The sequence below is a fragment of the Pseudomonas agarici genome (assembly GCF_001543125.1).
In the GTDB taxonomy this organism is placed as follows: Bacteria; Pseudomonadota; Gammaproteobacteria; order Pseudomonadales; family Pseudomonadaceae; genus Aquipseudomonas; species Aquipseudomonas agarici.
In genome coordinates this window covers 2,186,463-2,208,466 of sequence record NZ_CP014135.1, presented here as the reverse complement: position 1 = coordinate 2,208,466, position 22,004 = coordinate 2,186,463, and the positions used below count along the sequence as shown (strand labels likewise).

Here is a 22,004-nt window from a genome sequence, read left to right as displayed (position 1 = left end):
CGCATAATTCATCCCTTGTGGCATGTCTGTGCTTCTCAGAACAGGTAGGATAGCCGTCTGTTTTACTCAGTCTTTTTCGGGAGTTGCCCATGAGCGCAGTCAATCGCGCAGCGGTGGAGGCCGTCCTTCGCCAGTACACCGACCCCTATCTGAATCAGGATCCGCTCAGTGCCGGGTGCGTGAAGGCCATCGATATCCAAGGTGAGCGTGTCAGCGTTCGGCTTGAGCTGGGGTATGCCGCCGGTTTGTTCAAGAGCGGTTGGGCGCAGATGCTGCAAATGGCGATCGAGGGCCTGGACGGCGTGGCCTCGGCCAGGGTCGAGATCGAGTGCGTGATCGCCGCGCATAAGGCCCAGGCGCAGATTCCCGGCTTGGCCAATGTGAAGAACGTGGTGGCGGTGGCGTCGGGCAAGGGCGGGGTAGGCAAGTCCACCACGGCGGCCAACCTGGCGCTGGCGCTGGCCCGTGAAGGGGCACGGGTGGGGATTCTCGATGCCGATATCTACGGTCCGAGCCAGGGCGTGATGTTCGGTATTGCCGAAGGCACCCGACCGAAAATCAAGGATCAGAAGTGGTTCGTGCCCATCCAGTCCCACGGTGTGGAAGTGATGTCGATGGCGTTCCTGACCGACGACAACACACCGATGGTCTGGCGCGGGCCGATGGTTTCCGGCGCGCTGTTGCAACTGGTGACCCAGACCGACTGGGGCAATCTGGATTACCTGGTGATCGATATGCCCCCAGGTACTGGCGATATCCAACTGACCCTGGCACAGAAAGTTCCGGTGGCTGGCTCGGTGATTGTCACCACCCCGCAGGACCTGGCCTTGCTCGATGCGCGCAAGGGCGTAGAGATGTTTCGCAAGGTGAATATTCCGGTGCTGGGCGTGGTGGAAAACATGGCGGTGCATATTTGCTCCCATTGCGGCCATGCCGAGCACCTGTTCGGCGAGGGCGGTGGCGAGAAGCTGGCGTCGCAGTATGGGGTCGAGTTGTTGGCATCGTTGCCGCTGTCGATGGTCATCCGCGAGCAAGCCGATGGTGGCAAGCCGACCGTGGCCGCCGATCCCGATGGTCAGATCGCCATGGTCTATCAGGAGCTGGCGCGGCACGTGGGCGCGCGGATTGTGTTGCAGGAAGCGACCAGCCAGGCGATGCCTGATATCACCATCAGCGAGGACTGATGCGGGGCGCGGGCCATATTGGCCTGCGCTTGACTTAAATCTACCCGAGCGATTCAGGCAAAACAGTCGCCCACAAAAAAGCCCTGCATCTCGTGAGAGAGCAGGGCTTTTTTTACTGGGTCAGGACAAGTTAGATAACTTGAACTTCTTCAGCTTGCATGCCTTTCTGACCGCGAGTAGCGATGAAAGAAACCTGTTGGCCTTCTTTCAGGCTCTTGAAGCCGTCGGATTGGATTGCTTTGAAGTGTACGAACAGATCGTCACCGGATTGTGGAGTGATGAAGCCGAAGCCTTTTTCATCGTTGAACCACTTAACGGTACCGGTTTGGCGATTAGACATTTGATGTCTCCTTGGACAAAGTTAACTGCGACTCAGGAAAAGCCCTGGCCGAGACTGAGTGCAAAGAGCAGGAAAAATTCTTGGAGATGGTTGGATCGAAATTCAACATCGTGTAGAGATTCTCAGTGACACAAGCAGCACAGTGACGTCACCTTAACCGTTTTTCCGGAACGTGCCAATGGTCTTTGCCAAGGTTTCGCCTATTTCATGACTGACGGTGGCCCACAGGGCCTGCGGGCGCCTGTGCTCCGGTGATTTGCGCTGCTTGGCGAGCAGCTCCGGCAAGGCTTTTTAGCGCAAATCGGTGCAGGACTTTGAACCCGGCGACGTGCCCCGGTAAGATGCCGGACAGAATTTCTCCACCTCGCTATTCAGGACACCCGCCATGAGCATCAAATCGGACAAGTGGATTCGCCGCATGGCGCAAGAGCACGGCATGATCGAACCCTTCGTCGAGCGCCAGATGCGTGGCGAAGGTGCTGATCGAGTGATTTCCTTCGGGGTGTCAAGTTATGGTTACGACGTGCGTTGCGCCGATGAATTCAAGGTGTTCACCAATATCAATTCGGCGACTGTCGATCCGAAAAACTTCGATGAGAAGAGTTTTGTCGACATCAAGAGCGATGTCTGCATTATTCCACCGAACTCCTTCGCCCTGGCCCGTACCGTCGAATACTTTCGGATTCCGCGCAATGTGCTGACCATCTGCCTGGGCAAGAGCACCTACGCCCGTTGCGGGATTATCGTCAACGTCACCCCGCTGGAGCCTGAGTGGGAGGGCCACGTGACACTGGAGTTCTCCAACACCACGACCCTGCCGGCGAAGATCTATGCCAACGAAGGCGTCGCACAGATGTTGTTCCTGGAGTCCGACGAGGAGTGTGAAGTCTCCTATAAGGATCGCGGCGGTAAGTATCAGGGCCAGCGTGGCGTGACGCTGCCGCGCACCTGACGAAGGGCGCTTCGCCCAAGGGAATTCCTGGACGCCGGGGCACTCTACCGGGTGTACCGCTTCGGTTGGCGCAAGGCCAGCCTGGCCACAACGTTCAGGAGTCGCCCATGAAGATCGATCCAAGTATCAGCGCCCAATTGGCGAAACTGGAACCCAATCAAGTGGGCTTGCTGGCGTGGTCGTTGCTGGCTCATCCGCACAACCTGGCAGGCGGCATTCCGGGCCAGCCCGAGCCCGATACGCCCGACGAGCAACCCATCAAGCCGGTTTTGCCGGATCGGCCCGATGAGCCTCCGCCCACTCCTGTCGCCTGAGGTGGTCAATCCATAGCTTGCGGAGGGCAGCGAGCTGTCCAAGGGTCGCTTGCCCAAGCCCTTGCAGGTAGTCTATTGCAGTGCCTGCGACGCACTCATGGATACCAGACAATAAAAAGGGCTGCCTATGATGTTTTTCATTCCCACGAGGTTTCTCCGAGCCCTGCTCGCGGCCGTGCTGCTGGCCAGTCCCGCCGTCGCAACCGCAGCGCCGACAACTCCCGCGCCACCGCAACAGGCCAGCAGCCGGCTCGACCAGATCCTTGGGCAGGGGGTGCTGCGGGTCGGCACTACGGGGGATTACAAGCCCTTCAGCTACAAGACCGCCGAGCGCTTTATCGGCCTGGATATCGAATTGGCCGAAGGCCTGGCGAGTTCTTTGGGCGTTCGCCTGGAACTGGTGCCGACCACTTGGCCGACGCTGATGAGCGATTTGCAGGCCGACCGCTTTGACCTAGGCATCAGTGGCATCTCAGTGAACATGGAGCGCCAGAGACTGGCGTTGTTCTCGCAGCCTTACCAGCGCGACGGCAAGACGCCGATCACGTTGTGTTCGCGACAGCAGGCATTCCAGACCCTGGAGCAGATCGATCGGCCACAGGTACGGGCCATCGTCAATCCCGGCGGAACCAATGAAAAGTTCGCCCGGGCCAATCTCAAGCAGGCGCAGATCGTGATGCACGAGGACAATGTCACCATTTTCCAGCAGATCGTCGACGGCAAGGCCGACCTGATGCTGACCGATGCCGTGGAGACGTTGCTGCAACAGAAACTGCATCCTGAACTGTGCGCGGTACACCCCCAGCAGCCTTTCGACTTTTCCGAGAAGGCCGTGCTGTTACCCAGGGACATTGTGCTCAAGCAGTACGTCGACCAGTGGTTGCACCAGGATATGGAGAGCGGACGGTTTGCCCAGCGCCTGCAGAAGTGGCTGGCCTACCCTTGGCAGGCCGCACACGGCTGACGCCGGTTACTTCAGGTTGCCGCTGAGGAACTGGCGCAGCCGCTCGCTTTGCGGATTGCCCAGCACATCGTCCGGCGCGCCCTGTTCTTCCACCAGACCTTGGTGCAGGAACAGCACCTGGCTTGAAACTTTTCGCGCAAAGCTCATTTCATGGGTCACCATGATCATGGTCCGGCCTTCTTCGGCCAGGCCTTGAATCACCTTGAGCACTTCGCCCACCAGTTCCGGGTCGAGGGCCGAAGTCGGTTCGTCGAACAACATCACCTCCGGTTCCATCGCCAAGGCCCGGGCAATCGCCACGCGCTGTTGCTGGCCACCGGAGAGAAACGCCGGGTACTGTTCGGCGACCCGGCTCGGCAAGCCAACCTTGTCCAGATAGCGACAGGCACGTTCCTCGGCATCCTTCCTGCTGATCCCCAGCACCCGGCGCGGGGCCATGGTGATGTTTTCCAGCACGCTCATATGGCTCCACAGGTTGAAGTGTTGGAACACCATCGCCAAGCGGGTGCGCAGGCGTTGCAGCTCGGCATCGTCGGCCACGCGCATGCCGTGCTTGTCGCTGATCATGCGGATCGCCTGGCCGTCGAGGCTCATGGCCCCGTTGTCGGGCGTTTCCAGGAAGTTGATACAGCGCAGGAAGGTGCTCTTTCCCGAGCCACTGGCGCCGATCAGGCTGATCACGTCACCGGTCTTGGCCTTCAGCGAAACACCCTTGAGCACTTGGTGTTCGCCATAGCACTTGTGTAGGCCTTCAATGGTCAGTTTGTACATGGGCACCTCAAGGAGAAAGTAGATAGCCGCTGCGATAGGCTTCGCGGCCAGCGACATGGGCGACGACCATACCGGCGGTTGCCATGCGGCGCAGCGAGCGGGCATAGAGCAGACCCGCCGTGCTGCAATAAATGGGGGTGACGCGGTCGGTGATCGGGTCGATGACTTCAGCGATCAGTTGCCCGGCCTTCAGGTATTGTCCCGCCAGGGCGCTGAACACCAGCAGCCCGCCTGTCGGCGTCGCCACCGGCTCCACGCCGGCCAGCGGGGTCGCCGGGTAGGGCAGCTCCGGTAGCGGCGCGACGTCGCCGTCGATGACACCGAAATGCGTCAGGTAGTCGAGTATCGCCTGGCAGTCGCGGCTCGCCAGTGGGTGATTGACATCCCCCTGGCCGCGCAATTCGACGGTCACCGAGATGCTGCCCTGGGGAATGGCGAAGCGCTCGCCGAAGCGTTGCCGCAAGTCCCACCAGAGCAGGGTGAAGCATTCGTCGAACGACTGGCCGCCCGAGTCGGTCGCCAACAGGCTGGCTTCGGACCCGATGTAGCGGGCCAGTGGCTCGACCTGCGGCCAGGCTTCGGGGGTGGTGTACAGATGAGTCACGGCTTCGAAGTCGCAATGCAGGTCGAGCACCCTATCGGCATCGCAGGCGATGCGTTGCAGGGCCAGGCGCTGGGATTGCAACTGAGTGGCCGGTACTTGCGCCGCTAGGGCGGCCTTGAGCAGCCGGCGAATCAGCTGCAGATTGTGCCGCGGATCATCGTTGAGCAGGGTGTCCAACTGATTGCCGATCTCGTTGCTGAGGTCGACGAACCAGCGGTTGAAGTTCTGCCCGCTTTCGAGCTCGTAGCGCCCCAGGGGCACGTCCATCAGTACCTGTTCCAGGCCGATGGGGTTGGCCACTGGCACCAGCACGATTTCGCCGCGCAGACGGCCGTCCCGTTCCAGTTCGCCCAGACGCCGCTTCAGATGCCAGGCCACCAGCATGCCAGGCAGTTCGTCGGCATGTAGGGAGGACTGGATATAGATCTTGCGTTCGGCTTGTTCCGGACCAAAGTGAAAGCTATGGATCTGGCGGGCGGTGCCCGGTACGGGCGCCAGCAGATCGTGAGTGACATGACGCATGCGCGGGAGTCCTAGTGAGTCGGGCCGAGGAAGGCCAACCAGCGGCGCTCGGCCAGCCGGAACAGGCCGACCAGGGTGAAGGTGATTGCCAGGTAGATCACCGCGGCGATACCGAACGACTGGAAGGTCATGTAGGTCGCCGAGTTAGCGTCCCGGGCGACTTTGAGGATATCCGGAAGGGTTGCGGTAAACGCCACGGTGGTGGAATGCAGCATCAGGATCACTTCGTTGCTGTAGTACGGCAGCGAGCGACGCAGCGCTGATGGCATGATCACATAGGCGTAGAGCTTCCAGCCGCTGAGGCCATAGGCCTTGGCCGCTTCGACCTCGCCATGGTTCATGCTGCGAATCGCCCCGGCGAAGATCTCCGTGGTGTAGGCACAGGTATTCAGGGCGAAGGCGAGAATGGTGCAGTTCATCGCATCGCGAAAGAACGAGTTGAGCAGCGGCTGGTTACGCACCGCTTCCAGGCTGTAGATCCCGGTGTAGCAGATCAGCAATTGAATATACAGCGGTGTGCCACGAAACAAATAAGTGTAGAACTCCACTGGCCAGCGGATACGGCGCTTGGGCGAGACGCGGGCGATGGATAGCGGAATCGATACCAGGAAACCCAAGAAGATCGAGGCGCTGAGCAGCCATAGGGTCATCGCCAGGCCGGTGATGTGCTGGCCGTCGCTGTAGAGGAATGGACGCCAGTATTGTTCGAGGAGCTCGATCATCGTAAGGCCTCCCGGGCACCGGCGGCATACCGCCGTTCAAGCCAGCGTAGGACATAGTTCGAGGCACTGGTGATAAGCAGATAGATCAAGGCGGCAAGTACCAGGAAATAAAACAGTTGATAGGTGCTCTTGCCGGCATCCTGGGCCGCCTTGACCAGATCGGCGAGGCCGATGATCGAGACCAGCGCGGTGGCCTTGAGGATCACCATCCAATTGTTGCCGATGCCCGGCAGGGCGAAGCGCATCATCTGCGGGAAGGTCACGAAGCGAAAGCGCTGGGCACGGCTCAGGCCATAGGCGGTGGCGGCCTCGAGTTGCCCACGCGGCACGGCGAGAATCGCACCGCGAAAAGTCTCGGTGAAATAGGCGCCGTAGATGAAACCCAGGGTGATGACTCCGGCGGCGAACGGGTCGATTTCGATGTATTCCCACTCCATGGCGTCCGTCAGGCTGGAGAGCCAGGTTTGCAGACTGTAGAAAATCAGCAGCATCAGCACCAGGTCGGGTACCCCACGAATCAGCGTGGTATAGAGCTGGGCCGGGATCCGTAACAGGGAGAAGCTGGAGAGTTTGGCACTGGCGCCGAGCAGGCCGAGCAGAACGCTCACCAGCAGCGATAATATCGATAATTTGATGGTCATCCAGGTGCCTTCCAGCAGGATCGGGCCAAAGCCCTTCAAGCTGAAGACGGAAAGTCCCAGAGTATGCAGGAGGTTGTCGAACATGAACGTGTGCCTTTGGCTATCAAGATAGCGCCCCCGTCGAGAGGGCGCCCAGGGGATTATTTCCCGCTATACAGATTCAGATCGCCAAAGTGTTTCTTCTGGATGGTGGCGTAGGTGCCGTCCTTGTGTAACGCTTCGATACCTTTATTGAGCAATGCCTTGAGGTCTTTGTTACCTTTTTTGATACCGACAGCGGTTTTCGCCGGCAGCAGCGGATCGTCAATCGCCTGGCTGACTTCGTAGTTGGCACCGGCTGGCGATTTCAGAAAGCCCAGTTCAGCCTGGAGCATGTCCTGTACCGAGGCATCGAGACGACCGGAGGTCAGGTCGGCATAAACCTGGTCTTGGTTGGCATAGGCTTTGGTCGTCACGCCGGCCTTGTCCAGCACCGCCTTGGCATAGGCTTCCTGGATGGTGCCTTGCTCGTAGCCCACGCTCTTGCCCTTGAGGGACTCAGGCGTGGAGTAGTTCGCACCTTTTTTGAACACCAGGGAAGTCGGGCCGGAAAACAGTTCGTTGGAGAAGTCGATGGCCTTCTCACGGGCTTCGGTCACGGTCATCGAGGAAATCACACCGTCGAACTTGTTGGCGTTGAGGCCAGGGATCATGCCGTCGAAGTCACTTTCTACCCATTTGCATTTGACCTTCAGTTCGGCACAGATGGCATTGCCCAGGTCAATGTCGAAGCCGACCAGGCTGCCGTCAGCGGCTTTGGATTCGAAGGGCGCGTAGGACGGATCCACGCCAAAGCGCAGCTCCTTGTATTCCTTGGCCGTGGCGACGCCGGCGGCCATGCAAAGAGCCAGTGCAGAAAGGGTCAGCAATGCTTTTTTCATTATTCAATCCCTAAAAACCAAGATGAGCGCTTGTGGCGCTGAGTGCTGTTACTGGAACGCGTATGACTCGGTAAAAGTAGCAATTTCCGAACCATAGTTCCGAACAAGCGTTTTAAAATGTAGGAAATGGCTACAGGCCAGCCGATGATGCCCGAAATCGGGCATCAAGAAACCGGTGCTCCCTATCAGTGCAAGAAACGCCCTGTGAGGACGCACCCGGCTGATGCGCAGACTGTGGCGAGTGGGCGAGCCCGCTCGCCACAGTCCAGATGTCGGGATTACTTGCCCGGTGTCAGCGTCAGGCGCGTAGTGCCATAGGCCTTGTCGAAGTTCTGTGGCTGCATGGGGAAACTGACGTACTGGGCCTTCAACCAGTTGTCGATGCCGTTGGCGTAGTGCGGACTGGCCGGATTGCCGGACTGGCCGGGGCTTTGCTGGCCGAGCATTGGCTCGGTCTGGCCGAAGTCGACGATCAGCCGTAGTGCCGGCGCCAGGGTGGTGTCGAAGTTCGCACCGCCCCACAGATAGGCCGCAGTGTTGAGGGTGGTGTGATCGCCGCCAGCCTGGATCGGCCCACGGATCACCTGGCCGCTGGCGTTCTTCCATTCGTATCGGTGCAACTTGCCCCATTGCCAGGCCTTGTGGTCGACCCCCAACTGGCTGTCGCCGGCAGTGATCGCCGCCGCCAGGCTGCGGGCCAGGATGGCCGGCTTGTCTTCCTTCTGCGGGGTGCGACTGTCGTCCCAGAACGGGCTGTCCTCACGCCCCAGCAAATGGTCGGCCTGGGCCGAGTAGGACAACCGGCCATTGGCGATAAACGCCTGCCAGACCGGTCCGTTTTCCGGGCCGAGTTTGTCGAGGAAGATCTGCTTCATGCTTTCTTGCAAGAACAGTTCGTATAGCGCGGCGTCGGCCGAGGTTGGGCTGAGCTTGCCGTCGAACGCCATCAGGCGGCTGAAGGCTTCTCGCGCCTTGCCGCGCTCGGCTTCGGGCAGTGCATCGATAGCCTGCTTGAGCGGCTGAGCCATGCCCGGCGCTGCGAACATCTTCTTCAGCTTGTTGGCGAAGGTGGTGCTCTGGTCGTACTGCATGGCAATGACGCTGCGAGTGTCCTGCTTGCCGGAGACGGCCAGTTCCGCCAGGCGTTCGCCGCGCTCCGGGTAATACCAGGAGTTGGACAGTTGCATGCCGTAACCCTTGGCCGCCGTGCGCTGGTTGGCGGTGCCCAGCCAACCCTGGCGCGGGTCCTGGTCGTAAGGATGGAGCATCGCATCGGCATAACCGTCCCAGTCGAAGCGGCCGTCCCAGCCCGGCGATGGGAACAGGCCCTCGCCTTCGCGGCGATTCGGATAGCGACCGGTGACCTGCCAGCCGATATGGCCGGCATCGGCGAAGATCATATTCAGGGCGATGGCGCGGATTTCCCGGCTGGCGTCCGAGGCCTTCTCAGTGGTCTGTGCTCGGGACAGATCGAAAAACGCATCGAGGCTCTTGTCGTCCTTGAGCGACGGGGTCTGTAATGCCAGGCCATAACCGTTGGCCAGCGGCGTATCGCCCAGGGCGCTGTTGAGCAATGGCCCATGACGGGTTTCGAAGACGCTCTCGCGGATCGAGCGCTGGCCTTTGATAAAGAAGGTTTCGTTGCGCACGCTGGCCGGCAGCCATTTGCCGTCGGCTTCGTAATAGAGCGCAGTGCCCTGGCGCTTGAGTTTTTCCAGGAACAGGTCCTGGTCGTCGCCGAGTACTGCGGCCATGCTCCAGGCCACCTTGCCGTTGAAGCCGGAGAGAATCGCCGGCAGGCCGGCGAGCGAGGCGCCGGCGGCCTGGTATTTCGGTGCACGGATCTGCACGTAGTTCCAGGCGCCGGGGGCACTGGTCGGTTGCTGCAAGTCGGCGGCCAGCAGGCTTTTGCCGCTGCGACTGTGCTGTGGGCCGATGGCCCAGTTGGTCGAGGTGGTGGCACCGAGGCCGTTGAGTGCCGCCACTTGCCTGACTGCCTGGTTGACGGCGCCGAGCCCGGCAATTTGGCTCAGGACCACGCCTTTGAGCTTGTCCGCATCTGCCTGGGGCAGTGGCTCGTCCGGCGCGGTCGGGGTCAGCCAGGGGAGTTTGTCGATTCCGACTTTCTGAGCGATGACCAGCGACGAGATCTCCTGCTGCAGGTTGGCCGACCACTGGAAGTTCAGTAGGCAGAAGATCAGCGCGGAGTCTTCCGGTTTCCAGTATTCGGGCGTGTAGCCGGTCTGGGCCAGGTCCGCCGGCAGCTTGTCGCGGTAGCGGAACAGGTAGGCGTTGACGCCCCGGGCATAGACTTCGAAGAAACGTTTGAGGCGCGGCGACGCGGCGTTGTACAGCTCGCCTGCGCTTTTTTTCAGATTGACCGCGCGCATGAACCGGTCGCTATCCAGGGCCTCGACCCCGTTCATTTCCGCCAGACGGCCTTGGGCCAGCAGGCGCAGGGTAACCATCTGGGTGATACGGTCGCTGGCGTGGACGTAACCGAAGGTGAACAGCGCATCATGGAAGGTGCTGCTTTCGATCAACGGCATGCCGCTAGCATTGCGGCGCACCGACACGTTCTGCGCGAGCCCCTTGAGAGGCTGTACGCCGGAGGTCGGCGGCAGGCTGTCCTGGGTGTTCCAGGCCTGGCAGCCGCTCAGGCCGAGCAGGCCCGCCACGGCGGCGGCAACGCCACACTTGTGAAGAAAAGGGGGAAAGGCTGGCGAGGCCATGGCAAGGCTCCTGCGGGGGGTAGCGTCAGTAAAGGCGCTACGTTAGTGAGCAGGAGGAAGCCGCGCAAGACGGGAGCTGCGCTTATTTTCGGTTTTGCGCAATCTCGCCCGTTTCTGTCGAGGCTTCAAGTCTTGGGCGGGTTGATTCTGTCCACCCAGGCATAGGCGCGCTCGGTGGCTGGCCGAGCCTGGATGACCTTGAACCAGCGATGCAGGTGGGGGAAGTCTTGCAGTTTCTGGCTCTGGCGCTGGTGGGAAGCGATCCATGGGTAAATCGCCATGTCGGCGATGCTGTATTCATGACCGGCGACGAACTCGCGGTCGGTCAGACGCTTATCCAGCACGCCGTACAAACGGGCGGTCTCGTCGATATAGCGCTTCATCGCGTAGGGGATTTTTTCTGGCGCGAACACATTGAAGTGATGATTCTGCCCGGCCATCGGCCCCAGGCCGCCCATCTGCCAGAACAGCCATTGCAGGGCCTCTTGGCGCCCACGCAGGTCCTGGGGCATAAAGCGATCGATCTTTTCCGCCAGATACAGCAGGATCGCCCCGGACTCGAATAACGACAGTGGTTCGCCACCGTCGGCTGGCGTGTGGTCGACGATTGCCGGAATTCGGTTATTGGGAGCGATCTTCAGGAATTCGGGCTTGAATTGCTCGCCGGTGCCGATATTTACCGGATGGACCTGATAGGGCAGGCCGGCCTCCTCCAGGAATATCGTGATTTTGTGGCCGTTGGGGGTGGTCCAATAATACAGGTCGATCATGGCGCTCTCCAGGTCGGTTCTCGTTGAACCGTTGCGAATCTTGCGCGGCGGTTCGCCGTGAGTCGACTGTTTTACTCCCAATGACTTGTCGGGTGGAAGCCGTTGATGCTCAACTGCAAGGCTTCACGGCAGATAACAGGGGCACAGGGGATGGTGGTACGAAGACACGGAGACGATATGAAGCCACGTTCCATTGCGATCATTGGCACCGGGATGATCGGCGCCGTGCATTGGCAGGCGGCGCGCCAGGTGGGAGCCCGCCTGCGCGGTGTGCTGGCCTCATCGCCCGAGCGTTCGCGGCAAGTGGCGGGCGAGTGGGGCGCGGAGTGCGCGTTCGAGTCCCTTGAAGCGGTGATGGCCGACCCTTCGGTCGAGGTCGTGCATATCTGCTCGCCCAATGCCTACCACCTCCCGGCTGCCGAGGCCGCGCTGAAGGCCGGTAAGCATGTGATCTGTGAGAAACCGTTGGCAACCACCTTGGCTGATGCGCAGGTGTTGGCGTCCCTGGCGACCGAGCGCGGCCTGGTCGCCACCGTTCCCTTTGTCTATCGCTATCACCCGATGGTGAGGGAAGCCCGTGCGCGCGTGCAAAGCGGCGACATCGGGGCGCTGCAACTGATTCATGGCAGCTACTTGCAGGACTGGTTGCTGGACAGCCGCCACAGCAACTGGCGGGTCGATGCCGGGAAGGGCGGTGCTTCACGGGCGTTCGCCGATATCGGCTCGCATTGGTGCGATCTGGTCGAGTGGATCAGCGGTGAGCGCTTCGAGGCGGTGGTGGCCAGCCTCTCGACCACCATCAAGACCCGCCCGACCCTGGCGAGCCAGACCTTCAGCGCCGTGGCCGAGTCGCCCATGGGCTCCACGGTCGCGGTCGCTACCGAAGATGTGGCGGTTGCCCTGTTGCGCACCACCACGGGCATCCTGGCCAACGTCACCATCAGCCAGGTATCGGCCGGGCGCAAGAATCGCCTGTGGTTCGAAATCGATGGGGCCCGGCGCAGCCTGGTATTCAACCAGGAAACCCCGGAACAGCTCTGGATCGGCGGTGTCGATGCAGTTGAACTGCGGGTCAAGGACCCTTCGCGCGGTGCATCCGAACAGCGTCGCCTGGCCACGGTGCCCGCCGGTCATGGTCAAGGTTATGTCGACTGCTTCGCAGCGTTTATCGGTGATACCTATCGTGCCATCGATGGCGAGTCCCCTGAGGGGTTGCCTACCTTTATGGATGGGCTGCGTTCGGCGGCGATTATCGATGCAGTGTTGAACTCCGTGGCACGGCAGGGCTGGGTGTCTATCCCCGCGCATCCGAAAATGCTGCGGGAACAGGCGCAATAGCCCGGTTCCAGATTGAAAGTCGTTCGTCGAGGGTCGATGGGCTATCGAAGCCCCGGTAACACGATCACCGAGCGGGCGGTGATTGAGCTTTCTGTTGGCGGCGTGCGGATAAAAAGAGACCTGCGCTAAGCAGGTCTTGTTGACACCGATGGGCGATCAGGCCCCGTGGCACTTCTTGAACTTCTTGCCGTTGCCGCAAGGGCAAGGGTCGTTGCGGCCCACGTCCTTGAGTGTGTTGCGTACCGGTTCCTGATGAGCGTGGCCGCAGTTTGGCCCGTGAACGTGGCCGTGGTCGTGGTGTGCGTGATCATGATCGTGATCGTGATTGCAATCAGGGCCATGGACGTGAGGTTGCTGAGTCATGCGGGAACTACTCCGAAATTAAATCGCTGGCAATTATCTCGCCTTTGCGTACCAGGTGCACGTCATAGCCGATGAATAATCCAGTTTTCAGCTCGCCCTCCAGGCGATAGGGAATCGGCTGGTCGGCTTGTCTTTTCAGGCGCTTGGCCAAAGGCTTCAGGTGCTGCCAGAGATTGGTCTGCACCGGCACAACAAAAAACGCCCGGCTGTTGGGCGCCACCGTCAGCCATTCGTCGGACTCGCCCTCGGCCAGCAACCATTGATCCAGGTAGATCCGATAGCGCAGTCCGCGCACGGTCAGGGTGTTGTCGTTGGGGTTGTCGACCCGCAAATGCAGCTTGAATGTCTGTTGCAGCATCTTGACCTTGACCGGCTCTACCCGCACCAGGTGGACCTCGGGGTCAAGGGGCCCGGCGTCGAGCCAGGACGCGCAGCCGGACAGCGCCAACAGCATCACCAAGCCAAGGGACCCGAGTGTCCGTGAATACATAGATTCCTCCCACCGAAGATGCAGTCTAGCAAGCCCGTCGCCCCGGCGTCGCCAGGTTGTGATGGTAAAACCACCTGGGCGATACTGCGGGTCAGTGGCGCGGCGCAACCGAGCCCGACGCACTAGGAGTGTGGTCATGAGTCTTTATGAGATTGTCTTCAGCGGCGAACTGGTCCCCGGCGCTCCGGTCGAGCAGGTCAGGAGCAACCTGGCGCGGCTGTTCCAGGCCGATGCGCAGCGTATCGAACTGCTGTTTTCCGGGCGCCGCCTGGTCCTGAAGAACAACCTCGAGGCGGCCGCCGCCGAGAAGTACCGGGCGAGCATCGAACGTGCCGGCGCCGTGGTCACGGTGCTTGAGATGCCGATGGAGGAGATCGAGATGAGCGCGGCTCCCGAGCCAGTCGCCCGTGCCCGAGCGGTGCCACGAGATGCCTATATGGCCGCTTTCAGCGAGGTCGATGCGCCGGATTATGTGATTGCCGAGGTCGGCAGCGATATGCAAGACCCCAGGCCAGCGCCTGTCGCACCGCTCTTCGACCTGTCAGCGTTCAGCGTGGCGCCGGTGGGCAGTGACATGGGCCAGATTCCGGCGCCGGCTGGCGCCGCAGTGCCCGATACGTCCCACCTGAAGCTCAGTTGAGCAGATAGCCTGAACAGCACTTCTTGAATTTCTGCCCGCTGCCACAGGGGCAGGCATCATTGCGTCCGGCCTTGAGCGGGACGGTTGGGTCGATGAAATACCAGCGCCCGCCGTTCTGGACAAAGGATGAGCGCTCGCGGTGGCTGTGTTCGCCGCCGTGGTCATGCCAGCGCACGGTAAAGGTCACAAAGGCGTGCTCGGGATGGCCGCCGAAGACCTCCGCGCTTTCCACCTGCAGGCCCAGCCAGGTGCTTTGCGCGCTCCAGTCGGCGATGGACTGGCGATCCAGGTCGTGCTGTTGGCTGGGCAGGGTGGTGGTCACCAGATAGTCGACCAGCCCCAGCACATAGGCGCTGTAGCGCGACCGCATCAGCGCCTCGGCACCGGGTGCGGGATGACCTGCATGATAGTGGCCGCAGCAGGCATCCAGCAGATTGCCGCTGCCGCAGGGACAAATGGATGTACTCATCGGATTACCACCAGTACTTGCCGAAGTTTTCCGGGTTGGCCCAGAACTTGGCGTTGAGCCAGTCCGGTACCTGTTTGTATTCGCGTAGATCGTAAGTGAACAGCGTCAGTACCTGCTGGTCACGCTGGAAACGCTCGCTGCTTTGCAGGGCCAGGGCAAAGAAGTCGCTGTCCTGCCAGCCGCTGGCCGGCATGTCCACCAGCACCGCGATGCGGCTGGCATTGAGGTTGCGGATGCCGCCGAGCAATTCCCGACCGGCGCGCTTGGGCAGGTGCTCCAGGCAATCGATCACCAGCGCCAGGTCGAAGCGTCGTACCGCCAGCTCGGCTGGCAGCGCTCCCGGTTCGGCGACGGCAACCTGGGTCTGTGGGTGCACGGCCTGAAAGGCCTCGAGTGCTGGAAAGCTGCCCGCGCCCACCAACAATAGGTTCTGCGGTGCATAGCGATCCAGCAACGCGGCCAGGGCTTGTTGGGGCGTGCGCGAAGAAATGCTCTCGGTCATCGACAATCCTCATTCAGAACGGCAAAGACTAGCTTGACTGAACGGCGTGGCCTAGTGGCCCGTGCGGTGAGTTCTGTTCGTCGATTTTGGCGCCACCAGCCCCTGGCCTGCGTAGCGGCTCGGTTAAGTTAACCAACTAATCGCATAGGCCATGAGAGAGCGGTGTTGGAAAACTTCAGTAGGGCCGGAAGCGACCACTGTACGGGGACGGCCCATGGCCAGACAGCCGCTCTGGATCGATGAGTTTCGCCGAATGGTCGAACCGGGCGGCTGTCGGTGAATAATTTTCCGGGCCCCCTGGCAAATTGCCTGGGCAAGCCGTTACTGTGCTCCCGAAGAATAACTATACAAGGGGGGCATATGAAGGTGCTGTGGGGGTTGGGCAAGGTCCTGACGCTGTTGTTCTGGCTGGTGGTACTGAGCAACCTGGTGCATCCGCTGGTCAGCCCGTTTGGTTTGGGGGTGAATCTGGCCGGGAGCCTGCTGTTGCTGACCCACCTGTTTGAGATATTGCTGTTCAACGGCGGTCTGCAAGGTCGTCGGCACCCTTGGCGTGATCGGGCGCAGATCCTGCTGTTCGGTATGTTCCACCTCCAGACTCTACCGTTGCCGGCATCCGGGGGCGTCAGTCATGCGTAGTCTGTGTCTGTTGGCGGCGCTGTGCAGCCCGCTGGCGTTTGCCCAAGTCTTGAGCGTAGCACCCAATTCGCTGTTGCGCCTGCCGGGTAATACCCATGTATTGCAGTTGGAACGCCTGGAGGTGGCCGACCATGGCACCTTGCTGGTGCCCGCAGGTATCACCCAGTTGAGCGTGGGCGAACTGCACCTCGGGCACGAGGCGCGCATCGCCATTGTGCCCGGCGAACAGAGTTTTGAGCTCAGGGCCAGTCGCGCCGAGTTAGGCAGTGGCAGTCAGATTACTGCGCGAGGTACGCCGGGCAACTACCAGAAAGCACCGTTGCCAGGGCGCAACCTGAACCTGCGGATCGATGCGCTGAGCGGGCCATTGTTGTCGGTGGATGCCCGTGGCGGTACCGGGACTCCCGGTTATGTCGGGCTCGACGGCGCCCATGGCGAGGAACCGGGTTGCACCTGGGGCCAGGCTGGCAGGGGGGCCGATGGCGATAATGGCGGCGATGGCCGTCCAGGTGCGCCAGGAGCGCAGGTTCGGGTGGAGTTGCCGAGGGATTATCCGGTCGAACAGATCAAGGTCCAAGTCGATGGCGGTCCGGCTGGTCCGGCGGGGCGTCCGGGCGCGGGCGGTAAATCCAAGGGTTGCTTTGTCTACAAGGCCGCTGGTGGCAAGTCCGGGCGTGCGGGCCTGGCGGGACAACCGGGCCCCAGGGGGCGCCGGGTAGCCTGACCATCCAGCGTCTCTGATTGTTGCCACTCACCTAGTGGCCTGTGTGGTGGGTCCGGTTAGTCAATTTTGGCTGCCACAAGCCCCTGGCCGGCGTTGCTGTTCCTCGCCAGCGCCGGCCATGACGTGTCTTCAGAAGCTCGGGCGCGCCGCGGCCACCGCCACCAGCGCCAGGCCGATCAGCAGATTGATGCCCACCAGGCGGCGAATTCGCCCCAGCATGGCAGCACCCTCACCCCATTGTTGCGCCTCCACCGCCTGGCGCAATGGCGGTAATTGCAACGACTGGATACGAAGAAACAGTGCCAGCATCACGATATATAGCCCCATCATGACCTGCACATAGCGTGGCGCTGTCTCGAACCCGCTGAAGCGCAGTTGAATCAGGCCCACGCCGCTGATCGGCAGGATCACCACCGCGACCCAGACCCAGACAAAAAAGCGTTGAAACACCTGGACCCACAATTTCAGGCGGGCCGGCCCTTCGAGGGCGGCCATGGCTGCCGGGCGCAGGATTATCCAGGCGAAGAACATGCCGCCGACCCAGATCAGGGCGGCCAGCAAATGCAAAGTATAGGCGAGTGCAAAAGCGGTCATTCGGGTACTCCGTTCGGCGCGGGATGAATTCGCGGGGTATGATAGCGGCCATTCGAACCACTGAAAATTTATCCAGCGTTTTTCGCGCCCGAAGACTCATGATCAGCACCGAACTCAAAACCACGATCCAGGGCGCCTATTCGCGTTTCCTCGAAGCCAAGAGCCTGAAACCACGCTACGGTCAGCGCCTGATGATTGCTGAGGTGGCGAAGGTCCTCGGCGATATCAGCACCGACGATGAAGGTCGCCGCGACGGCGAACCTGCCGTGGTTGCCGTCGAAGCCGGCACCGGCACCGGCAAGACCGTGGCCTACAGCCTGGCGGCGATTCCCACCGCCAAGGCCGCGGGCAAGCGCCTGGTGATCGCCACGGCCACCGTCGCCCTGCAGGAGCAGATCGTCTACAAGGACTTGCCCGATCTGATGCGCAACAGCGGACTGAATTTCAGCTTCGCCCTGGCCAAGGGGCGCGGGCGCTATATGTGCCTGTCCAAGCTCGACATGCTGTTGCAGGAAGGCCATGCGCAGACCGCCACGGCCCAGTTGTTCGAGGAGGAAGGCTTCAAGATCGAGATCGATGAGGCCAGCCAGAAGCTGTTCACCAGCATGATCGAGAAACTGGCCGGCAATAAATGGGATGGCGATCGCGACAGTTGGCCCAATGCGCTGGAAGACGCCGACTGGGCGCGCCTGACCACCGATCACAGCCAGTGTACCAACCGCCATTGCCCGAACTTCGGCCAGTGCGCTTTCTACAAGGCACGCGAGGGGATGGGCAAGGTCGATGTGATCGTGACCAACCACGATATGGTCCTGGCCGACTTGGCCTTGGGCGGTGGCGCGGTGTTGCCGGACCCGCGTGACACGTTGTATGTGTTCGACGAAGGCCATCACCTGCCGGACAAAGCCATCGGCCACTTCGCCCATTACACGCGCCTGCGCTCCACCGCCGATTGGCTGGAGCAGACCGCCAAGAACCTGACCAAGCTGCTCGCCCAGCACCCGCTGCCGGGTGACCTGGGCAAGCTGATCGAGCAGGTCCCGGAACTGGCCAGGGAGATCAAGACCCACCAGCAGTTCATGTTCAGCGCGTGCGAGCAACTGGCCGACTTCAAGACCGGTGAAGACACGGAAGGCCGCGAGCGCCCACGCCATCGCTTTGTCGGCGGATTGATCCCCGATCACCTGCGGGAAATGGGCATCGAGCTGAAGAAGGGCTTTGCCCGTCTCAATGACTTATTTACTCGCTTGACCGAACTGCTGAAGGAGGGTATGGACGGTGAAGTCAATATCGGTATCACCAGCAACCAGGCCGAGGAGTGGTACCCGCTGTTCGGCAGCCTGCTGTCCCGGGCCCAGGGCAACTGGGAATTGTGGACCGCGTTCACCGTCGAGGACCCGCAGGACAACCCGCCCATGGCCCGCTGGTTGAGCCTGGCGGAAAGCGGGGCGCTGTTCGATATCGAGGTTAACGCCAGCCCGATCCTGGCGGCGGAAATGCTCCGGCGCAACCTGTGGAACGTTGCTTATGGTGCATTAGTGACCTCGGCGACACTGACCGCCCTTGGCACTTTCGACCGTTTCCGCATGCGCGCCGGTTTGCCGAAGACCGCCGTAACGGCGGTGGTGCCCAGTCCTTTCCATCACGCCGATGCCGGTGTGTTGCGGGTACCGGATCTCAAGGCCGATCCGCGGGATGCCATGGCCCACACGGCGGCGATCATCCGTGACCTGCCGGAGCTGGTCGAAGGCTCCAAGGGCACGCTGGTGCTGTTTTCCTCGCGCAAGCAGATGCAGGACGTGTTCGACGGTCTGGATCGCGACTGGCGCAAGCAGGTGTTTATCCAGGGCAACCTGTCCAAGCAGGAAACCCTCAACAAGCACAAGGCGCGGGTCGACGGTGGTGATTCCAGCGTGCTGTTCGGTCTGGCGAGCTTCGCCGAAGGCGTGGACTTGCCGGGCGCTTACTGCGAACACGTGGTGATTGCCAAGATTCCGTTTTCCGTGCCGGACGATCCGGTGGAAGCCGCGCTGGCCGAATGGATCGAAGCCCGTGGCGGCAACCCGTTCATGGAAATCTCCGTACCCGACGCCTCGCTCAAGCTGGTCCAGGCCTGTGGCCGGCTGCTGCGCACGGAAGCGGACCGGGGCATCATCACCTTGCTCGACCGGCGGCTGGTCACCCAGCGTTACGGTAAAGCCATCCTCAATGCCTTGCCGCCATTTCGCCGTGAAATTTCTTAGTGTGATGTAGGTTAAATCGCCTATTTTGTGGTCTATGGGAGGCGCGTTATCAGCGCCACGTAGGCTCTTGACTGGCCGTTAGGGAGAAAATGATTTATATGATTTGCCGTATGTTGCCCGCCGTTTTCGCGCTGTTGTTCGCTGCGCCGCTGTTGGCCGCGCCCGCTGGCCAGCAGACGCTGTTCAATTTCGTTCGTCCGACCGATGTGGTGCAGGTGGTGACCAACGGCACCGACTTGCCGCAATCCAACGCCGAACAGACCGCCGAAGGCGAAGTGTTACGGCGTGTCACCTTCACCCCGAGTGCCCAGCCGAGCCTGCGCCTGACGCCGCAGAGCGGTGTCTGGGACTGGTCGCAGGCGCGGATGATGAGCCTGCGAATACAGAGTGCGATGGATTGGGCCTTGACGCTCAACGTGACCATCCAGAGTAATGACGGCAAGACCCTCACCAGTCGCATCGACCTGCCAGCCGGTCCGGCGCAGACCCTGCTGGTGCCGCTGCAGGTCTTCTCGCCCCTGAGCCAGGGCATGCGCGCCGGCCCGCCGATGCCGATGAGCGTGGATGGCCAGCGGGTGTTGCTGGCCAGCAGCGTCGGAGAGCTGGATCTCGCGCAAGTGGTGTCGGTGACCTTGTCGATGGACAAGCCGAAAGTCGCACAGAACATCCTTTTGGAGCGTTTTGGCGTGCAAAACGGTGACGATGCGATCAAGGCCGCCTACAGCTCGCTGGTGGATCGCTATGGCCAGTCCAGTCGCGCCCGATGGCCGGAAAAGGTCGGTTCCGACGAGCAGCTTAAGGCCGCCTCGACCAAGGAGTCGCAACAGTTGCAGGGCTGGCTGGCCGAGCGTGAGCGCGGTGGCCTGGACCCGTTCGGCGGCTGGAGCCATGGCCCGAGCTTCGCCGCCACGGGCTTCTTTCGCACCGAAAAGCATGACGGTCGCTGGTACCTGGTGACGCCGCAAGGTCACCCGTTCTACTCGCTTGGGGTGAATACTGTGAGTGCCAGCGACCAGCAGACCTACGTCGAAGGTCGCGAATGGATGTTCGGCGAGTTGCCCGAGGAAGGCCAATCGCTCGCCCGCTATTACGGTCAGGGCGATAACAGTGTCGCCCTGGCTTCCAATGCCGGGCGCGGATTCAACCGTGGAAAGTGGTTCGACTTCTATGGCGCCAACCTGCAACGCACCTATGCGCAACCTTGCGCCCAAGCCAAGGAAGGCGAGCCGCAGACACCGTGTGCCGAAGGCTTGGACAGCCAGCGCTGGCAAACCCACACCCTTGACCGCTTGCTGGCATGGGGTTTCAACACCCTCGGCAACTGGAGCGATCCGGCCTTGGGCCAGAACGATCGCGTACCGTACACCTTGCCGCTGTCGATTGTCGGCGATTACGCGAGCATCAGCACCGGTAACGATTGGTGGGGCGGCATGCCCGACCCGTTCGATCCACGCTTTGCCATGGCCACCGAGCGTGCGGTCGCCATCGCCGCCCGGGATCACCGCGACGACCCATGGTTGATAGGCTATTTTGCTGACAACGAACTGGCCTGGGCTGGCCCCGGCGATGATCCGAAGTCCCGTTATGCGCTGGCCTATGGCACCCTGCGCATGACTACCGACGTTCCGGCCAAGCGCGCATTCCTCAAGCAGTTACGCGATAAGTACCGTAACCAGCAAGGCTTGTCGAAAGCCTGGGGTGTGGAGATCCCGACCTGGGAGCAGATGGAAGACCCAGGGTTCGAAGCACCCTTGCCGAACCCGGAACACCCGCAAATCGAGGCTGACCTCCGGTATTTTCAGAAAGTATTCGCCGACGCCTATTTCAAGACCATATCCGATTCGTTGAAATGGCACGCCCCGAACCACCTGTTGCTGGGTGGTCGGTTTGCCGTCAGCACGCCCGAAGCGGTGGCGTCCTGTGTACAGTATTGCGATGTGCTGAGTTTCAACTTCTACACCCTTGAGCCCCAGGACGGTTACGATTTCAGGCAATTGGACGCGCTGGACAAGCCGGTGCTGATCACTGAGTTCAATTTCGGTTCGCGGGACCGTGGTCCGTTCTGGGGGGGCGTGACCGAGCTGTCGAAAGAAGAAGACCGTGGCCCGGCCTACGCCAACTTCCTCAAACAGGCGGTCAGTGAACCTTCTATCGTTGGTGTGCACTGGTTCCAGTACCTCGACCAGCCCGTTACCGGTCGTCTGCTGGATGGCGAAAATGGCCACTTCGGTCTGGTTGGCATCACCGACGTGCCGTTCCAGGGATTTGTCGAGAGCGTGCGCAAAAGCAACCTGCAGGCCATTGAGCTGCTGGGCAAGGCCGCCGAGAAAGCCAAGATCGATGCCCAGCAGAAGGCGGCAAAGGGTTTCCACGACAGCGATGGCGGCAAGGGCCGTTCGGGCAGTGCCGGTGGGACGGGCGTGGGCCACGTCGGCGGGCACTCCGGCAACGGTCACTGAGCGCATTCACCGGGCTTGGGCACTCCGGTAGCGAGCATCATCCGACCTGTGTCTGTTCCCAAACCGGGCAATCGCTGGAACAATGCCTGCCATGTTGTCAGGTGATT

At 61.3% G+C, this 22,004-nt stretch carries 22 protein-coding genes and 1 pseudogene; 10 read left to right on the top strand and 13 right to left on the bottom strand.

The window, feature by feature from the left end; all coding sequences use genetic code 11:
* Nucleotides 1–89: 89 nt before the first annotated feature.
* Nucleotides 90–1,184, top strand: coding sequence for an iron-sulfur cluster carrier protein ApbC (gene apbC, locus AWM79_RS09765; protein WP_060782712.1), 1,095 nt, complete (start codon nt 90–92; stop codon nt 1,182–1,184).
* A gap of 130 nt (nt 1,185–1,314) precedes the next feature.
* On the opposite strand, the gene AWM79_RS09760 is transcribed toward apbC, so the two are convergent.
* Nucleotides 1,315–1,524 (bottom strand): cold-shock protein, encoded by a 210-nt coding sequence (locus tag AWM79_RS09760; RefSeq protein WP_002554837.1) that lies wholly within the window; start codon nt 1,522–1,524, stop codon nt 1,315–1,317.
* A gap of 385 nt (nt 1,525–1,909) precedes the next feature.
* Here AWM79_RS09760 and dcd point away from each other — a divergent pair, with 385 nt between their 5' ends.
* The 3 genes from dcd to AWM79_RS09745 all read left to right on the top strand — a co-directional run bounded on the left by dcd (nt 1,910) and on the right by AWM79_RS09745 (nt 3,754).
* Nucleotides 1,910–2,476 carry a dCTP deaminase gene (gene dcd, locus AWM79_RS09755; RefSeq protein ID WP_017129950.1) on the top strand — a complete coding sequence of 189 codons (567 nt, stop codon included), beginning with the start codon at nt 1,910–1,912 and terminating at the stop codon, nt 2,474–2,476.
* Nucleotides 2,477–2,583: 107 nt separating this feature from the next.
* Nucleotides 2,584–2,790: a hypothetical protein gene (locus AWM79_RS09750; RefSeq protein WP_017129949.1), complete on the top strand. Its 207-nt coding sequence runs from the start codon at nt 2,584–2,586 to the stop codon at nt 2,788–2,790.
* Nucleotides 2,791–2,917: 127 nt separating this feature from the next.
* Nucleotides 2,918–3,754 (top strand): transporter substrate-binding domain-containing protein, encoded by an 837-nt coding sequence (locus AWM79_RS09745; protein ID WP_156430099.1) that lies wholly within the window; start codon nt 2,918–2,920, stop codon nt 3,752–3,754.
* Nucleotides 3,755–3,760: 6 nt separating this feature from the next.
* Here the strand turns inward: AWM79_RS09745 and AWM79_RS09740 are convergent, their stop codons facing one another.
* The 7 genes from AWM79_RS09740 to AWM79_RS09710 form a co-directional block, all read right to left on the bottom strand.
* Nucleotides 3,761–4,525 (bottom strand): ABC transporter ATP-binding protein, encoded by a 765-nt coding sequence (locus AWM79_RS09740; protein ID WP_017129947.1) that lies wholly within the window; start codon nt 4,523–4,525, stop codon nt 3,761–3,763.
* Nucleotides 4,526–4,532: 7 nt separating this feature from the next.
* Complete coding sequence (locus AWM79_RS09735; protein WP_017129946.1) at nt 4,533–5,651, bottom strand: succinylglutamate desuccinylase/aspartoacylase family protein; 1,119 nt, start codon at nt 5,649–5,651, stop codon at nt 4,533–4,535.
* Between the two features lie 11 nt (nt 5,652–5,662).
* Entirely contained in the window at nt 5,663–6,373 is a 711-nt protein-coding gene (locus AWM79_RS09730) for an ABC transporter permease (RefSeq protein WP_017129945.1), read from the bottom strand.
* Complete coding sequence (locus tag AWM79_RS09725; RefSeq protein ID WP_017129944.1) at nt 6,370–7,098, bottom strand: ABC transporter permease; 729 nt, start codon at nt 7,096–7,098, stop codon at nt 6,370–6,372. Before AWM79_RS09725 ends, AWM79_RS09730 begins: the two co-directional genes overlap by 4 nt.
* 56 nt (nt 7,099–7,154) lie before the next feature.
* Nucleotides 7,155–7,934: a transporter substrate-binding domain-containing protein gene (locus AWM79_RS09720; protein WP_060782711.1), complete on the bottom strand. Its 780-nt coding sequence runs from the start codon at nt 7,932–7,934 to the stop codon at nt 7,155–7,157.
* A gap of 278 nt (nt 7,935–8,212) precedes the next feature.
* Complete coding sequence (locus AWM79_RS09715; protein WP_060782710.1) at nt 8,213–10,666, bottom strand: penicillin acylase family protein; 2,454 nt, start codon at nt 10,664–10,666, stop codon at nt 8,213–8,215.
* Between the two features lie 125 nt (nt 10,667–10,791).
* A complete protein-coding gene (locus AWM79_RS09710) occupies nt 10,792–11,436 on the bottom strand; it encodes a glutathione binding-like protein (protein WP_017129941.1) in 645 nt (214 codons plus the stop codon).
* Nucleotides 11,437–11,613: 177 nt separating this feature from the next.
* On the opposite strand from AWM79_RS09710, the gene AWM79_RS09705 reads away from it, so the two are divergent.
* The gene (locus AWM79_RS09705; RefSeq protein ID WP_017129940.1) at nt 11,614–12,774 is read left to right on the top strand and encodes a Gfo/Idh/MocA family protein; all 1,161 of its coding nucleotides are present in this window, start codon (nt 11,614–11,616) and stop codon (nt 12,772–12,774) included.
* A gap of 156 nt (nt 12,775–12,930) precedes the next feature.
* Here AWM79_RS09705 and AWM79_RS24280 read toward each other — a convergent pair whose 3' ends face one another.
* Together AWM79_RS24280 and AWM79_RS09700 are read right to left on the bottom strand one after the other, a co-directional pair.
* Nucleotides 12,931–13,137, bottom strand: a complete 207-nt coding sequence (locus AWM79_RS24280) for an SEC-C metal-binding domain-containing protein (RefSeq protein WP_082712600.1) — start codon at nt 13,135–13,137, stop codon at nt 12,931–12,933.
* A gap of 7 nt (nt 13,138–13,144) precedes the next feature.
* On the bottom strand, nt 13,145–13,627 hold the full coding sequence (locus AWM79_RS09700) for an LEA/WHy family protein (RefSeq protein WP_026012967.1): 483 nt from the start codon (nt 13,625–13,627) through the stop codon (nt 13,145–13,147).
* Between the two features lie 136 nt (nt 13,628–13,763).
* Between AWM79_RS09700 and AWM79_RS09695 the strand changes: the two genes are divergently transcribed.
* Nucleotides 13,764–14,267 (top strand): hypothetical protein, encoded by a 504-nt coding sequence (locus tag AWM79_RS09695; protein WP_017129938.1) that lies wholly within the window; start codon nt 13,764–13,766, stop codon nt 14,265–14,267.
* Here AWM79_RS09695 and AWM79_RS09690 read toward each other — a convergent pair.
* Nucleotides 14,260–14,736 (bottom strand): YchJ family protein, encoded by a 477-nt coding sequence (locus AWM79_RS09690; protein ID WP_017129937.1) that lies wholly within the window; start codon nt 14,734–14,736, stop codon nt 14,260–14,262. The two genes, AWM79_RS09695 and AWM79_RS09690, sit on opposite strands and share 8 nt — an antisense overlap.
* Before the next feature lie 4 nt (nt 14,737–14,740).
* Nucleotides 14,741–15,238 carry a DUF6231 family protein gene (locus AWM79_RS09685; protein WP_017129936.1) on the bottom strand — a complete coding sequence of 166 codons (498 nt, stop codon included), beginning with the start codon at nt 15,236–15,238 and terminating at the stop codon, nt 14,741–14,743.
* A 360-nt stretch (nt 15,239–15,598) separates the two neighbouring features.
* On the opposite strand from AWM79_RS09685, the gene AWM79_RS09680 reads away from it, so the two are divergent.
* Nucleotides 15,599–15,877, top strand: a complete 279-nt coding sequence (locus AWM79_RS09680; RefSeq protein ID WP_060782709.1) for a DUF1145 domain-containing protein — start codon at nt 15,599–15,601, stop codon at nt 15,875–15,877.
* Nucleotides 15,870–16,618: pseudogene (locus tag AWM79_RS09675) on the top strand (collagen-like protein). The gene AWM79_RS09680 and the pseudogene AWM79_RS09675 overlap by 8 nt, the downstream one beginning before the upstream one ends.
* Nucleotides 16,619–16,730: 112 nt before the next feature.
* On the opposite strand, the gene AWM79_RS09670 reads toward AWM79_RS09675, so the two are convergent.
* Nucleotides 16,731–17,195, bottom strand: coding sequence for a CopD family protein (locus tag AWM79_RS09670; RefSeq protein WP_060782708.1), 465 nt, complete (start codon nt 17,193–17,195; stop codon nt 16,731–16,733).
* A 98-nt stretch (nt 17,196–17,293) separates the two neighbouring features.
* On the opposite strand from AWM79_RS09670, the gene dinG reads away from it, so the two are divergent.
* Both dinG and AWM79_RS09660 read left to right on the top strand, forming a co-directional pair.
* Nucleotides 17,294–19,438 (top strand): ATP-dependent DNA helicase DinG, encoded by a 2,145-nt coding sequence (gene dinG, locus AWM79_RS09665; RefSeq protein WP_060782707.1) that lies wholly within the window; start codon nt 17,294–17,296, stop codon nt 19,436–19,438.
* Between the two features lie 98 nt (nt 19,439–19,536).
* The gene (locus AWM79_RS09660) at nt 19,537–21,897 is read left to right on the top strand and encodes a hypothetical protein (RefSeq protein WP_060783966.1); all 2,361 of its coding nucleotides are present in this window, start codon (nt 19,537–19,539) and stop codon (nt 21,895–21,897) included.
* Nucleotides 21,898–22,004 lie beyond the last annotated feature (107 nt).

What these genes read in the sequence shown, in the direction of transcription:
- apbC (WP_060782712.1), top strand. Translation starts at nt 90, where the DNA reads ATGAGCGCAGTCAATCGCGCAGCGGTGGAGGCCGTCCTTCGCCAGTAC.
- AWM79_RS09735 (WP_017129946.1), bottom strand. Translation starts at nt 5,651, where the DNA reads ATGCGTCATGTCACTCACGATCTGCTGGCGCCCGTACCGGGCACCGCC.
- AWM79_RS09725 (WP_017129944.1), bottom strand. Translation starts at nt 7,098, where the DNA reads ATGTTCGACAACCTCCTGCATACTCTGGGACTTTCCGTCTTCAGCTTG.
- AWM79_RS09685 (WP_017129936.1), bottom strand. Translation starts at nt 15,238, where the DNA reads ATGACCGAGAGCATTTCTTCGCGCACGCCCCAACAAGCCCTGGCCGCG.
- AWM79_RS09710 (WP_017129941.1), bottom strand. Translation starts at nt 11,436, where the DNA reads ATGATCGACCTGTATTATTGGACCACCCCCAACGGCCACAAAATCACG.
- AWM79_RS09750 (WP_017129949.1), top strand. Translation starts at nt 2,584, where the DNA reads ATGAAGATCGATCCAAGTATCAGCGCCCAATTGGCGAAACTGGAACCC.
- AWM79_RS09720 (WP_060782711.1), bottom strand. Translation starts at nt 7,934, where the DNA reads ATGAAAAAAGCATTGCTGACCCTTTCTGCACTGGCTCTTTGCATGGCC.
- AWM79_RS09660 (WP_060783966.1), top strand. Translation starts at nt 19,537, where the DNA reads ATGATTTGCCGTATGTTGCCCGCCGTTTTCGCGCTGTTGTTCGCTGCG.
- AWM79_RS09745 (WP_156430099.1), top strand. Translation starts at nt 2,918, where the DNA reads ATGATGTTTTTCATTCCCACGAGGTTTCTCCGAGCCCTGCTCGCGGCC.
- AWM79_RS09730 (WP_017129945.1), bottom strand. Translation starts at nt 6,373, where the DNA reads ATGATCGAGCTCCTCGAACAATACTGGCGTCCATTCCTCTACAGCGAC.
- AWM79_RS09690 (WP_017129937.1), bottom strand. Translation starts at nt 14,736, where the DNA reads ATGAGTACATCCATTTGTCCCTGCGGCAGCGGCAATCTGCTGGATGCC.
- AWM79_RS09680 (WP_060782709.1), top strand. Translation starts at nt 15,599, where the DNA reads ATGAAGGTGCTGTGGGGGTTGGGCAAGGTCCTGACGCTGTTGTTCTGG.
- AWM79_RS09740 (WP_017129947.1), bottom strand. Translation starts at nt 4,525, where the DNA reads ATGTACAAACTGACCATTGAAGGCCTACACAAGTGCTATGGCGAACAC.
- dinG (WP_060782707.1), top strand. Translation starts at nt 17,294, where the DNA reads ATGATCAGCACCGAACTCAAAACCACGATCCAGGGCGCCTATTCGCGT.
- AWM79_RS09705 (WP_017129940.1), top strand. Translation starts at nt 11,614, where the DNA reads ATGAAGCCACGTTCCATTGCGATCATTGGCACCGGGATGATCGGCGCC.
- AWM79_RS09670 (WP_060782708.1), bottom strand. Translation starts at nt 17,195, where the DNA reads ATGACCGCTTTTGCACTCGCCTATACTTTGCATTTGCTGGCCGCCCTG.
- AWM79_RS09700 (WP_026012967.1), bottom strand. Translation starts at nt 13,627, where the DNA reads ATGTATTCACGGACACTCGGGTCCCTTGGCTTGGTGATGCTGTTGGCG.
- AWM79_RS09760 (WP_002554837.1), bottom strand. Translation starts at nt 1,524, where the DNA reads ATGTCTAATCGCCAAACCGGTACCGTTAAGTGGTTCAACGATGAAAAA.
- AWM79_RS09715 (WP_060782710.1), bottom strand. Translation starts at nt 10,666, where the DNA reads ATGGCCTCGCCAGCCTTTCCCCCTTTTCTTCACAAGTGTGGCGTTGCC.
- dcd (WP_017129950.1), top strand. Translation starts at nt 1,910, where the DNA reads ATGAGCATCAAATCGGACAAGTGGATTCGCCGCATGGCGCAAGAGCAC.
- AWM79_RS24280 (WP_082712600.1), bottom strand. Translation starts at nt 13,137, where the DNA reads ATGACTCAGCAACCTCACGTCCATGGCCCTGATTGCAATCACGATCAC.
- AWM79_RS09695 (WP_017129938.1), top strand. Translation starts at nt 13,764, where the DNA reads ATGAGTCTTTATGAGATTGTCTTCAGCGGCGAACTGGTCCCCGGCGCT.